The sequence below is a fragment of the Yersinia sp. 1252 StPb PI genome (assembly GCF_048593885.1).
Taxonomy (GTDB): Bacteria; Pseudomonadota; Gammaproteobacteria; order Enterobacterales; family Enterobacteriaceae; genus Yersinia; species Yersinia enterocolitica_E.
This window is the reverse complement of the sequence record NZ_JAZGQE010000030.1, coordinates 24,068-36,880: the sequence shown is the minus strand read 5'-3', so window position 1 is coordinate 36,880 and position 12,813 is coordinate 24,068. Positions and strand designations below refer to the sequence as shown.

Genomic DNA, 12,813 nt, shown 5'->3' with positions numbered 1-12,813 from the left:
TTATTGAGTGACTGTTTTCAGATTTATTTTAAATATTATCAGGGTAATGCTGGGTGTTATTGATGTTGTTTTTCTGTCTAAAACGAGGAATAAAAAGAAACAGAAAAATTGAAAATGCCCGAGTGGTTCGGGCATTTATACTCTTTGGTATTACTTTTTATCTTTCTCTACTGGTTTACCTGACCAGTAGCCCGCCAGTAGTGAACCTGAGAGGTTATGCCAGACCGAGAACAATGCGCCGGGTAGGGCAGCCAGTGGCGAGAAGTAAATTTTACCCAACGTAGCTGCTAGTCCTGAGTTTTGCATACCGACTTCAATGGCCAGTGTGCGGCAGGTGGATTCATCAAAGCCGAACAGTTTCCCGCCCCAGTAACCACTTAACAGGCCAATACCGTTATGCAGGATAACCGCAATAATCACCACGAAACCCACTGAAGCGATATGACTCTGGCTACCGGCGACCACGCCACTAATGATAGCGACAATACAGACCATCGACATCGCCGGTAGATAAGGCTCAATACGTTTTACCGTTTTAGTAAAGGTGTGATGGATAATCAGCCCTGCGCTAATAGGGATGACCACGATTTGCAGAATACTTTTCAGCATTCCCACTACGTCAACACTGATGGTGGCGTCGACATATAAACGGGTCAGTAATGGCGTGGCAAAAACCCCCACCAGGGTAGAAACCGCCGAGATAGTCACTGATAACGCGACATCTCCTTTGGCCAGATAAATCATCACATTAGATGCTGTCCCACTGGCAACGCTGCCTACCAGTACCATACCGGCAGACAAGTCCGGTGGCATACGGAATAGTATCGCCAGAATCCAGGCAGTGAGCGGCATAATCAGATAATGCAGGAAAGTTGCCGCTGCTACCGGTGCCGGACGCGATAGTACACGTTTGAAATCATCCAGCCGCAGAGTGACCCCCATAGCAAACATGATCAACATGAGTAGCGGGGCGACATAAGGCCCGATACCGATAAAGGTGGTCGGGCGGAAATAGGCCGCGACTGACAGCAGCAGGGCCCACAGCGGGAACAGCCGGGTGATTTTTACTAACATGAAGCGAAAGTCCTTAGTCGTCAGTGTCAGATATAAGAAAACCGGACGAAATCGCCCGGTCGGTGTTATCAGCTTGTTGTTGTTAGCAGTGTATAGTTAGTTTTTACTCTGACTCAAGCCGTGTTATTCAAACAGCGTATTATTCAAATAAATTGTTACTCAAACAGATTGTGATGCAGGGTTTGCACCACTTTTTCAGCATCATTCCCTGGCACCAAGAAGCACAGGTTATGGCTGCTGGCGCCATAGCAAATCATGCGGATATTGAATGGGTCAAGGACACCGAATACTTCCTTACCGACGCCACAAGCTTGTGACAGGTTATTGCCGATAATTGCCACCAACGCCAGATTCTCTTCCACTTCAACCCGACATAGTGAGGAGAGTTCAGTCAGCAGTGAGGTGGTCAGTAGACTGCCCGCCGTTGATGTCGAACCTGTCGTATCAAGAGTCAGCGCGACACTCACCTCAGAGGTGGTTATCAAATCAACTGAAATATTGTGGCGCGCCAGAATATTAAACACTTCCGCCAGAAAACCACGTGCATGCAACATATTCAGGCTATGTAAGGTCAGCAGCGTCTGTTTGCGGCGCAATGCCAAGGCACGGAACAGTGGTGGACTCTCGGTCTCATTACAGACTAAGGTGCCGCCAGCCGCTGGGTCTTTGCTTGAGCCGACAAACACGGGAATATCACTGCGCACGGCTGGTAACAAGGTGGCCGGATGCAAAACTTTGGCACCAAATGTCGCCATTTCAGCCGCTTCTTCGAAAGCAATTTTATCGATGCGTTTTGCTGCCGGAACCACCCGTGGATCGGTGGTATAAATCCCAGGGACGTCTGTCCAAATATCAATGCGGCCAACATTCAGTGCTTCACCCAGTAACGCGGCGGTGTAATCGCTACCGCCACGGCCAAGGGTAGTGGTGCGCCCTTTGCTTTCACTGCCGATAAAACCTTGTGTGATAACAATGGCCTGCGCGATACGCGGGGCCAATTGCGTTTGGGCTAATTCAGACAGCGCATGGGTATCCGGTTCAGCACGACCAAAACGGTCATTGGTTCGCATGATTTTACGTACATCAAACCATTCCACTGCCACCTGACGCTGGCGGATTAGCTCGACAAACAGCAGTGTAGACATCAATTCGCCGTGACTCACCAGTTCATCGGTTAACGCCGCAGACGTTGCCAGACTGGCTGCTTCAGACAGCATGGCGATGTTTTCTAGCATGCGTTCAATTTCATCGCGGATAACCACCGGATTGCCGAGTTTGGCTAGAATATCGGATTGAATTCGACTAATTTCTGCTAAATGAAGTTCACGCTTTTCAGGTTCACAGCCATCGGCAAGGGCGACCAACAGATTGGTAATGCCAGCCGAAGCTGACAAGATAACCAAACGAACGTCCGGGTTCGATAAAACCACATCGGCGCTGCGACTCATGGCATCAAAGTCTGCCACGCTGGTGCCACCAAATTTGGCAACCACGGTCGCAGAAGGGGCGCTGCGGCTCTGCTGGGGTGCTGCTTGAATCATCTAAAAAAACCTCGTATCAGGGATGCCATCTTGGGGGTCATCAGTATTTATCTCTGTACAAGGAAATAACGGGTTATCGACTTTCTGTCAATGAAATGGCTATGAGGTATTTTCATCTTTAATAATATGCGCTGTGATATCACTAAATTGACTATTCCCTTCGTACTTGAAGCTGCTGGAGTGTTAGTTACGTTCACTTACCCGAGTAAGCTCATTGGGATGAATGAGCCTCATCCTTGAGGCTCACCCTGCGGGCTAGCATAAATGCTGTTCAAATCGGTTCCCGACCGATTTGTTACTCTCTTATCGCCTACCTGCCACTACTATTACTTTGGCAATAGATACTGTTAGACAATGACACACTGCGAAAACAGGGATGAGATCAAGTGTTGTTTCGAGAGATAACACCTATCGCAAGAAAAGAGATCTCAATCACACCCGAACAGGATACAATTAACCCATTCGTTTCATTATCCTTAAGCCTAGAAGAGCGCCGCTATGAAAAATATTAATCCTAGTCAAACCGCTGCCTGGAAAGCGTTACAGCAACACTTTGAGCAGATGAAAGATGTCACCATCAGCAGTCTGTTTGCCAAGGACGACCAGCGTTTTAACAAGTTTTCAGCCACGTTTAATGATCAAATGCTGGTGGATTTCTCCAAAAACCGCATTACCAGCGAAACCATGGAAAAGCTGCAAGCTCTGGCGAAGGAAACTGATCTGGCCGGTGCAATTAAATCCATGTTTTCCGGTGAAAAAATCAACCGCACTGAAGACCGCGCGGTACTGCATATTGCTTTGCGTAACCGCAGTAACACTCCGATTGTGGTGGATGGCAAGGATGTGATGCCAGAAGTGAATGCAGTGCTGGCTAAAATGAAACAGTTCTGTGACCGCGTAATTGGCGGTGACTGGAAAGGTTATACCGGCAAGGCGATTACTGATGTGGTGAACATCGGTATCGGCGGTTCAGATCTCGGCCCTTACATGGTGACTGAAGCACTGCGCCCGTACAAAAATCATCTGAATATGCATTTCGTTTCAAACGTTGACGGCACCCATATTGCTGAAACGTTGAAACCGTTGAACCCAGAAACCACGCTGTTCCTGGTGGCATCAAAAACCTTCACCACCCAAGAAACCATGACCAACGCCCACAGTGCGCGTGACTGGTTCCTGTCTACTGCGGTTTCTGTGGAACATGTCGCCAAACACTTTGCTGCATTGTCGACCAATGCCAAAGCTGTGGGTGAGTTTGGTATTGATACCAACAATATGTTTGAATTCTGGGATTGGGTTGGTGGCCGTTACTCTCTGTGGTCCGCCATTGGTTTATCTATCGCGCTGTCGGTTGGTTTCGAACACTTCGAACAACTGCTGAGTGGTGCGCATGCCATGGATAAACACTTCGCCGAAACGTCTGCGGAGCACAACCTACCAATCCTGCTGGCATTGATCGGCATCTGGTATAACAATTTCTTCGGCGCAGAAACCGAAGCTATCCTGCCTTACGATCAGTACATGCACCGTTTCCCGGCTTACTTCCAGCAGGGCAATATGGAGTCTAATGGCAAGTATGTGGATCGTAACGGTAATCCGGTTGATTACCAGACCGGCCCTATTATCTGGGGTGAACCAGGTACTAACGGCCAACATGCGTTCTATCAGTTGATCCATCAGGGCACCAAATTGGTTCCTTGTGACTTTATTGCACCGGCTATCAGCCATAACCCACTGAGTGATCATCACGCCAAGCTGCTGTCGAACTTCTTTGCCCAGACCGAAGCACTGGCATTTGGCAAATCACTGGCAGAAGTTGAAGCTGAATTTGCTGCGGCAGGCAAAACCCCTGAGCAAGTGGCTCATGTCGCGCCATTTAAAGTGTTTGAAGGCAACCGCCCAACCAACTCCATCCTGCTGCGTGAAATTACGCCGTTCAGCCTGGGTGCATTGATTGCGCTGTATGAACACAAGATCTTCACCCAAGGGATTATCCTGAATATCTATACCTTCGACCAATGGGGTGTGGAGCTGGGTAAACAACTGGCTAACCGTATCTTGCCAGAACTGGCAGATGATAAAAACGTAACCAGTCATGACAGTTCTACCAATGCGTTGATTAACCGTTTCAAGAACTGGCGTTAAGCTTGCGGGCTTAAGCTCTTTGATCCGTGCTTATTAGCCCCTTACCCAGTAAGGGGCTTTTTTTCGGCCCGGATTATTTCACCTACTTTCAATGGGAGTATTTATGGCCAAAAATTCGCGTTCTCAATGGATAGCCAAAAATCTACAGCGTTTACTGAATGTGGGGTTGATTGCATTGGCCGCTATTTTGGTGGTCTTTTTGATAAAAGAAACTTTCCATCTTGGTAAGGTCTTATTCGTCAATAATCAGGATGCATCTTCTTACATGCTGATTGAAGGGATTGTAATTTATTTCCTGTACTTTGAGTTTATTGCGTTGATTGTTAAGTATTTTGAGTCGGGTTATCACTTCCCGTTGCGCTATTTTATCTATATCGGGATCACTGCGATTATCCGCCTGATCATCGTTGATCATGAAAACCCGATCGATACGTTAATTTATTCCGGTTCGATATTGTTGCTGGTGGTGACCTTGTATTTGGCGAATACCGAAAGATTAAAAAGAGAATAAAAATGGCGGCCATTACGGCCGCCCTAAAGACACAGTACCAGAGGGAAAAATACCCTTCTTACTTGAAATTGTAGCTTTGTTTACTGCACTATCTCACCCGAATCACTGACCTAAGTCAGCTCATCGGGATTAATGAGCCTCAAAGAGGCTCACCCTGCGGGCTAGCATAAATGCTGTTCAAATCGGTTTTCAACCGATTAGTCACTCGTTTGTTGCCTTGCTACAATTCCAATTACTTTGGGTATTGGGTGATGAAATTTTGAATGATGATATCGTTAACCCTTCACCCCACCTGCCGTTAAGCCACCTACCAGCCAGCGTTGTGCCAGCAGGAAGACTGCGGTGATGGGAATGGCAGACAGCACCGCAGCAGCGGCGAAATCGCCCCACAGATAGTTTTGCGGATTCAGATATTGCTGCATACCCACTGCCAGCGTGTAGCTGTTCACATCACGCAATAGCAGCGATGCCACCGGGACTTCGGTGATAGCGGCGATAAACGACAGAATAAACACCACGGCTAAAATCGGCACCGACAGGGGTAACAGCACCAGTCGGAAAGCTTGCCATGGGGTCGCGCCATCCAGTGCTGCGGCTTCTTCCAGCGAGTTATCAATGGTTTCGAAATAGCCTTTGATGGTCCAGACGTGCAGGGCAATACCGCCCATATAAGCAAAAATGACCCCGCCGTGGGTATTCAGCCCGATAAATGGCAGATACTGCCCGATACGGTCGAATAATGCATATAACGCCACCAGCGACAGCACTGCTGGGAACATCTGGAAGATCAACATGCCTTTCAGCAGGGTGCTTTTACCGCGAAAACGCATGCGAGCAAAGGCGTAAGCGCAGGTAGTGGAGAGCGTGACAATCCCAATGGCGGTAATGACCGCAATCTTGATGGAGTTCCATAACCACAACATCACCGGGAATGGTGGTGGGGTTACGCTGCCATCAGCATGAGTCACACTCATACCCAGTGCCAGTTTCCAGTGTTCCCATGAAATTTGATCCGGGATCAAGCTACCGGTCGCAAAGTTACCAGGCCGCAGCGAGATGGTAATCACCATCAGCAACGGGAACATAATCAGCGCGATAAAGCACAACATCAGAAAATGAGTGCCCCATAGACGCAAACGCTGGGATTTAGGTTGAACCATTGCCATTTGCATCTCCTCCTTAGTCAAAGTTCATTTTGCTGGCTTTCAGATTCAGTATCGCGAGCGCGCCGACCAGAATGAAAATCAGGGTGGCAATCGCTGCCGCCAAGCCAAAGTCCTGGCCGCCGCCTCCTTCAAAGGCAATACGGTAGGTGTAGCTGACCAGCAAGTCGGTATAGCCTGCTGGCGTGGTGGTGCCAATCATATCCGGGCCGCCATTGGTCAATAACTGAATCAACACAAAGTTGTTAAAGTTAAAGGCGAAGCTGGCAATCATCAGCGGCGTCAGCGGCTTAATCAGCAGTGGCAACGTGATGCGGAAGAAGTTCTGGAACGGGCCTGCGCCATCCATTGCCGAGGCTTCATATAAGTCCTCGGGAATCGCTTTGAGTAGCCCCATGCACAGAATCATCATGTAGGGATAGCCGAGCCAGGTGTTGACGATCAAAATCATGCTTTTCGCGGTAATGGGGTCACTGAACCAGGCGGGCTTGATGCCAAACAGGCTACTTAGCATCAGGTTGATTTCACCAAAGCTTTGGTTAAATAACCCTTTGAAAATCAAGATTGAAATAAACGATGGTACCGCATAGGGCAGTATTAACAGCACGCGATAAACCGCTTTGCCTTTCAACGAGTCCCATTGCACCACACAAGCTAAAACCATACCGACGGCAACGGTCAGTACTACGGTCAGTAGCGAGAAAATAATGGTCCAGATAAAGATGGAGATAAAAGGCTTCTGTATCCCTTCATCATGCAGCACCCGCAGGAAGTTTTTCCAGCCGATAGTGACGGTAAAGCCAGGACTGAGTTTTTCGTTTTGCCACTGGCCGTCGGCGTTAATGGCTTGGTAAAAACCGACATCAGGGTTTGGCCGATAGATAACCCCGGTTTGCTGATTGAGCAGCTCTTTACCGTCAGCGCCCAGTTTATAGAGCGGGCTGGTCGCTGAAAACTGGCGCAGTGAACTCATGCGCAGTTCGCCACTACTGGGCAGCAGTGCCACCAACTCAGCGAGTGCCTGGCGATTCTGAGTAATGATACGCAGTGACGCGCGTTCGCCGGTCTGTTCAGTGCTGGTGGGGGCGACTGTGACTTTTTTCTCACCCGTCGTATCAAGGCTGAAAGGCGCGGAAATCAGAACAGAGCTGTCATCAGGGTTGGTAAGCTGCAAACGCCATTGGTTATCACTGGGATAAAGGCCAAAGGTAAAGGTTTTACCGGTCTGAAACTGCCGATCCATTAATACTGATTGGGCACGCTCAAAGGTTAATTGGTTGGTACTGCTGTAGTTGGTAAAAGCGATGGCGATAGTGCAAATCAGTGGGAACAGCACAAACAGCCCCATACCTGCCACGCCGGGATAAACATAGCGCCAGGCATAGGCGCGACGATTGGCAAAGACATACAGCCCCAGACTCACCAAAATTAGCGTCACGATGGCAAAAAGATATTCACCCTGAGCATACATCAACACAATCAAATAGCAGGTAAATAGGCTTAATGTGCCGATAATCAGCCATTTAAGCACATCACTTTGCCACCAGGCGGTTTTCTTTTTATGACTTTCGAACTCGGTGTGGGATAACTGCATAAAACTCCCTTCATACTCTTCGTACTTGAAGTCGCAGCGGTGTTAGCTGCTCTCGCTCACCCGAATTACTTACTTGTGTAAGCTTATCGGGATTAATAAGCCTCTTTGAGGCTCACCCTACGGGCCAGCATAAAATGCTGTTCAAATTAGTTTCAGCTAACTTGTCGTTCATTGGCTGCCTTGCTGCAACGTCAATTACTTTGAGTATGGTTATCGTGTTGCAGCAAGTGGTGTTGGGCACGACGAATCGTGCCCTTTTGCAGGTGAAACTGTTATTTGGTAATACGCGTTGCTGCGTCGTTCAATGCCGCTTCAACTGTCTGACGCCCGCTGATGGCGTTCAGTACCGCACTGCGGGTGGCATACCAGAAAGCCGCCATTTGTGGAATATTTGGCATGATTTCACCCTTGGTGGCGTTATCCATGGTGGCAGCAATGCGTGGATCTTTTGCCAGTTGTTCCTGGAATGATTTCAGTGCTACTGCGCCCAGAGGTTTGTCTTTATTCACTTCAGCCAGACCCTGATCAGTTAACAGGTAGTTCTCCAGGAATTCAGTTGCCAGTTCTTTATTCGGGCTGGCGGCGTTAATACCGGCAGTCAACACGCCGACGAACGGTTTGGATGGCTGGCCGTGGAAGGTTGGCAGCAAGGTCACACCGTAATTGATTTTGCTCTTATCAATGTTGGACCATGCCCATGGGCCATTGATGGTCATTGCTGTTTCGCCTTTGTTGAAGGCCGCTTCTGCAATGGAGTAATCTGTATCGGCATTGATGTGCTTGTTCTTCACCAAATCGACAATAAATTGTAGACCGGCTTTCGCGCCAGCATTGTTCACGCCAACGTTTTTCACATCATATACACCGTTTTCGAGTTTGAAGGCATAGCCACCGTCAGCGGCGATAACCGGCCAGGTGAAGTAGGGTTCTTGTAGGTTCCACATGATGGCGCTCTTGCCATTGGCACGCAGGGTTTTATCCAGCGCTGGGATTTCTTCCCACGTTTTTGGTGCTTCTTTCACTAAGTCTTTATTGTAAATCAGCGACAGTGCTTCAACCGCGACCGGGTAACCAATCAGTTTGCCATTAAAGCGAACGGCGTCCCAAGTGAACGGGAACAGTTTGTCTTGGAAGGCTTTAGAAGGGTGCAATTCAGCCAGTAAACCGGATTGTGCGTAACCGCCAAACCGGTCATGAGCCCAGAAGATAATATCCGGGCCATCGCCAGTGGCAGCCACTTGCGGGTATTTTTCTTCCAATTTATCTGGATGCTCGATAGTGACTTTGATGCCGGTATCTTTCTCGAACTTCTTACCGACTTCCGCCAACCCGTTATAACCTTTATCGCCATTGATCCAGATAACCAGTTTACCTTCTTCAATCTTGGCAAAAGCAGAGGAAGAGAGCACCAGCGTGGCTAATGCTGAAAGAGCCAAAACACGTGCGGTCTTACCAATGCCGGATTTTGTGAAGCTGCGAGTCATAATCCAATCCTTTTATCCAATTTTGTGGGTATCGACTTTCTTGTGAATCATTAGCTGCGAATTCTGTAGCCCATTTTCAGGCTGGTGTAGCCGTGAATCACTAAGTGAGGAGGGTGTGGCAGCGCTGCAAAAATGTTGGGCTGCAAATTATTTATTACACTGACCAAAACACTACGCCGACATATTGAGTCACAACCGGATACACCATCATCCTCCCCCCCTCTACGCCCCCCAGCAGGTTATTGTGACCCAGTTAACACTGCTGCCTATTCTGTGGTGTCAGACACAATAATGCAGGTCGAAATTTGCAAGCCAGATCACGTATTTGTCTTTCCAGTGGAACTTCTGCCCACGCGGGTCGTTCCCTCATCCTCCCATCTCCTCCCCCATGAAAAACTTTGTTACGGATGATTACCAAATAGTGCCACTCGCGCACTATCGGCAGCATTGAAACACCGTCGCCAACAAAATGTGGTTGTTCGGTTAATTATCACCCAGACAGATCAGCACCTTGAAGCGTTAAGCAATGTGCAGCCCTATACTCAGGCCGCGACGTCGTCCGAGGCAACCTGCTCTAAGCATGGCGGTACGACGCGCAGTGCGAGAGTCATCAGGGGCTGGGAGTAATCGATGGGTTATGCCGGGGTTTGCTTCCGCCATTTTTCTTCATTCAGGTTCATATGAAAAGTTGTTTGCGTAAGCAAAGGAGTAACAGATGGCTAATGTAACGCTGAGCGGCGTTTATAAGGCCTTTGGTGAGGCGGTGATTTCCAGAGATATCAATCTGGAAATCGATGACGGTGAGTTTGTGGTGTTTGTTGGCCCATCAGGGTGTGGAAAGTCAACGCTGCTGCGGATGATTGCCGGTCTTGAGGACATAACCTCGGGTGAGTTGCTGATTGGTGGCAAGCGGATGAACGAAGTGCCGCCGTCTGAACGCGGTATTGGCATGGTGTTTCAGTCATATGCACTTTATCCCCATCTGTCTGTAGCAGAGAACATGTCGTTCGGCCTGAAATTGGCGGGTGCGAAGAAAGCCGAAATTAACCAACGGGTGAATCAGGTAGCCGAAGTGCTGCAACTGGCTCACCTGCTGGACCGGCGGCCAAAAGCGCTATCCGGTGGTCAACGCCAGCGTGTGGCAATTGGCCGGACACTGGTCGCTGAGCCGGATGTATTCCTGCTCGATGAACCCCTGTCCAACCTGGATGCGGCACTGCGGGTGCAGATGCGCATTGAGATCTCGCGCCTCCACAAGCGCCTGCAACGCACCATGATTTACGTCACCCATGACCAAGTGGAAGCGATGACGCTGGCAGACAAGATTGTGGTGCTGGATGCCGGCAATGTTGCGCAGGTCGGCAAGCCGCTGGAGCTGTATCACTACCCAGCTAATCGCTTTGTTGCGGGCTTTATCGGCTCGCCAAAAATGAATTTTTTACCGGTTAAAGTGACCGCCGTTGAACCTCGTCAGGTACAGATTGAACTGCCAAATCCAAATGGCCAGTTAGTGTGGCTGCCGGTGGAAGGTACTCAGGTTCAGGTCGGTGCAAATATGTCTTTGGGTATTCGCCCGGAACATCTGCTGCCAAGCAGTGCCTCTGAAGTCACGCTGGAAGGTGAGATTCAGGTGGTAGAGCAACTGGGTAATGAAACTCAAATTCACATCCAAATCCCGGCAATACGTCAGAACCTGGTCTACCGCCAGAACGACGTGGTGCTGGTAGAAGAAGGTGCAACATTCGCTATTGGCCTGCCGCCGCAACGCTGTCATCTGTTCCGTGAGGACGGCACTGCGTGTAAGCGGTTGTACCAGGAACTGGGCGTCTAGCCACAGCAGAATGTAAAGCACGCATGCCGACAGGCAAATATAACAGGAGATTACTGATGACTACTCTGCGCAAGTTACCGATAGCACTGGCTGTTGCCGCTGGTGTTCTTTCTACTCAAGCTATGGCCGTTGATTTCCACGGGTATGCACGTTCCGGTATCGGTTGGACAGGAAGCGGTGGCGAACAGCAATGTTTCAAAGCCACTGGCGCCCAAAGTAAATACCGTCTGGGTAACGAGTGTGAAACGTATGCGGAAATTAAATTAGGCCAGGAATTGTGGAAAGAAGGCGACAAGAGCTTCTACTTCGATACCAACGTGGCGTATTCCGTTTCACAACAGAATGACTGGGAGTCAACATCTCCTGCATTCCGTGAGGCTAACGTGCAGGGTAAAAACCTGATCGAATGGTTACCGGGTTCCACCATGTGGGCCGGTAAACGCTTCTATCAACGTCATGACGTCCATATGATTGACTTCTACTACTGGGATATTTCAGGTCCAGGTGCAGGTGTAGAAGCTATTGATCTGGGCTTCGGTAAGTTATCTCTGGCAGCAACCCGTAACTCAGAAGCGGGTGGTTCAAGTGCCTGGATCGATAATGCCCGTAAAGATGCTGACCACACTGCTAATGATGTGTTCGATGTGCGTTTAGCCGGTTTAGAAACTAACCCAGGCGGCACCTTGGAGTTTGGTGTGGATTATGGCCGCGCCAATACTCAGGACGACTACGCGTTAGCTCCTGATGCCTCTAAAGATGGTGTCATGCTGACGGTTGAACATACCCAAAGCATGATGGGTGGTTTTAACAAGTTCGTGGTGCAATACGCAACAGATTCAATGACATCATCACAATCAGGTCACTCTGAAGGTGCAAACGTTAATAACAACGGTAACAGATTACGTGTTATCGACCACGGTGCCATCAACCTGGCTGAGAAGTGGGACATGATGTACGTCGCGTTGTATCAGGACACTGACTGGGACAACCAAAACGGCACCACTTGGTACAGCGTGGGGGTGCGTCCGATGTACAAATGGACCCCAATCATGAGTACCTTGCTGGAAGCAGGCTACGACAATGTTAAGTCACAACGTACCGGTGACCGTAACGGCCAGTACAAACTGACCCTGGCACAACAGTGGCAGGCAGGCGATAGCATCTGGTCACGCCCGGCAATTCGTGTCTTCGCAACTTATGCCAACTGGGATGAGAAGTGGGGCTATAACGATGTCAGCGGTAGCGCGGACAACGGTCTGGCACAAAACGGGACTATCGGTACTGATAGCCGCGGTAAGAGCAACGAAGTCACCTTTGGTGCGCAATTCGAAGCTTGGTGGTAACAGCATGATGCAGCCGCCCTTTGGGGCGGCTGTTTGATTGTTTAAACAAGAAAAGTGAGATGCCCTAAATAATTCGAGTTGCAGCCAACGCCCATGCAGCTTGAAGTATGACGGGGATTTGGTTAAC

The 12,813-nt window shown here is 49.3% G+C and carries 9 protein-coding genes and 1 pseudogene; 5 read left to right on the top strand and 5 right to left on the bottom strand.

What is annotated here, in order from left to right; genetic code table 11:
* Window positions 1-150 precede the first annotated feature (150 nt).
* On the bottom strand, window positions 151-1,074 hold the full coding sequence (gene panS / locus V2A85_RS07100; protein ID WP_083162093.1) for a ketopantoate/pantoate/pantothenate transporter PanS: 924 nt from the start codon (window positions 1,072-1,074) through the stop codon (window positions 151-153).
* Window positions 1,075-1,229: 155 nt separating this feature from the next.
* Window positions 1,230-2,615 (bottom strand): lysine-sensitive aspartokinase 3, encoded by a 1,386-nt coding sequence (gene lysC, locus V2A85_RS07095; RefSeq protein WP_420071143.1) that lies wholly within the window; start codon window positions 2,613-2,615, stop codon window positions 1,230-1,232.
* A gap of 498 nt (window positions 2,616-3,113) precedes the next feature.
* Here lysC and pgi point away from each other — a divergent pair, with 498 nt between their 5' ends.
* Window positions 3,114-4,760 (top strand): glucose-6-phosphate isomerase, encoded by a 1,647-nt coding sequence (gene pgi, locus V2A85_RS07090; protein ID WP_372560367.1) that lies wholly within the window; start codon window positions 3,114-3,116, stop codon window positions 4,758-4,760.
* Between the two features lie 103 nt (window positions 4,761-4,863).
* The gene (psiE, locus tag V2A85_RS07085) at window positions 4,864-5,271 is read left to right on the top strand and encodes a phosphate-starvation-inducible protein PsiE (RefSeq protein ID WP_004705335.1); all 408 of its coding nucleotides are present in this window, start codon (window positions 4,864-4,866) and stop codon (window positions 5,269-5,271) included.
* Window positions 5,272-5,546: 275 nt separating this feature from the next.
* Here the strand turns inward: psiE and malG are convergent, their stop codons facing one another.
* The 3 genes from malG to malE all read right to left on the bottom strand — a co-directional run bounded on the left by malG (window position 5,547) and on the right by malE (window position 9,512).
* Window positions 5,547-6,437: a maltose ABC transporter permease MalG gene (gene malG, locus V2A85_RS07080; RefSeq protein ID WP_032907691.1), complete on the bottom strand. Its 891-nt coding sequence runs from the start codon at window positions 6,435-6,437 to the stop codon at window positions 5,547-5,549.
* Window positions 6,438-6,450: 13 nt separating this feature from the next.
* Entirely contained in the window at window positions 6,451-8,028 is a 1,578-nt protein-coding gene (malF, locus tag V2A85_RS07075) for a maltose ABC transporter permease MalF (RefSeq protein WP_420071142.1), read from the bottom strand.
* 272 nt (window positions 8,029-8,300) lie between these two features.
* Complete coding sequence (gene malE, locus V2A85_RS07070) at window positions 8,301-9,512, bottom strand: maltose/maltodextrin ABC transporter substrate-binding protein MalE (RefSeq protein WP_083162101.1); 1,212 nt, start codon at window positions 9,510-9,512, stop codon at window positions 8,301-8,303.
* 471 nt (window positions 9,513-9,983) lie between these two features.
* Here malE and V2A85_RS07065 point away from each other — a divergent pair.
* The 3 genes and pseudogenes from V2A85_RS07065 to V2A85_RS07055 all read left to right on the top strand — a co-directional run bounded on the left by V2A85_RS07065 (window position 9,984) and on the right by V2A85_RS07055 (window position 12,686).
* Window positions 9,984-10,212: pseudogene (locus V2A85_RS07065) on the top strand (hypothetical protein).
* A 15-nt stretch (window positions 10,213-10,227) separates the two neighbouring features.
* A complete protein-coding gene (malK, locus tag V2A85_RS07060) occupies window positions 10,228-11,343 on the top strand; it encodes a maltose/maltodextrin ABC transporter ATP-binding protein MalK (protein WP_005191494.1) in 1,116 nt (371 codons plus the stop codon).
* A 56-nt stretch (window positions 11,344-11,399) separates the two neighbouring features.
* On the top strand, window positions 11,400-12,686 hold the full coding sequence (locus tag V2A85_RS07055; protein ID WP_083162103.1) for a maltoporin: 1,287 nt from the start codon (window positions 11,400-11,402) through the stop codon (window positions 12,684-12,686).
* Window positions 12,687-12,813: the final 127 nt, after the last annotated feature.

Excerpts from the sequence above, each read along its gene's own strand:
- panS (WP_083162093.1), bottom strand. The coding sequence starts at position 1,074 with ATGTTAGTAAAAATCACCCGGCTGTTCCCGCTGTGGGCCCTGCTGCTG.
- lysC (WP_420071143.1), bottom strand. The coding sequence starts at position 2,615 with ATGATTCAAGCAGCACCCCAGCAGAGCCGCAGCGCCCCTTCTGCGACC.
- pgi (WP_372560367.1), top strand. The coding sequence starts at position 3,114 with ATGAAAAATATTAATCCTAGTCAAACCGCTGCCTGGAAAGCGTTACAG.
- psiE (WP_004705335.1), top strand. The coding sequence starts at position 4,864 with ATGGCCAAAAATTCGCGTTCTCAATGGATAGCCAAAAATCTACAGCGT.
- malG (WP_032907691.1), bottom strand. The coding sequence starts at position 6,437 with ATGGCAATGGTTCAACCTAAATCCCAGCGTTTGCGTCTATGGGGCACT.
- malF (WP_420071142.1), bottom strand. The coding sequence starts at position 8,028 with ATGCAGTTATCCCACACCGAGTTCGAAAGTCATAAAAAGAAAACCGCC.
- malE (WP_083162101.1), bottom strand. The coding sequence starts at position 9,512 with ATGACTCGCAGCTTCACAAAATCCGGCATTGGTAAGACCGCACGTGTT.
- malK (WP_005191494.1), top strand. The coding sequence starts at position 10,228 with ATGGCTAATGTAACGCTGAGCGGCGTTTATAAGGCCTTTGGTGAGGCG.
- V2A85_RS07055 (WP_083162103.1), top strand. The coding sequence starts at position 11,400 with ATGACTACTCTGCGCAAGTTACCGATAGCACTGGCTGTTGCCGCTGGT.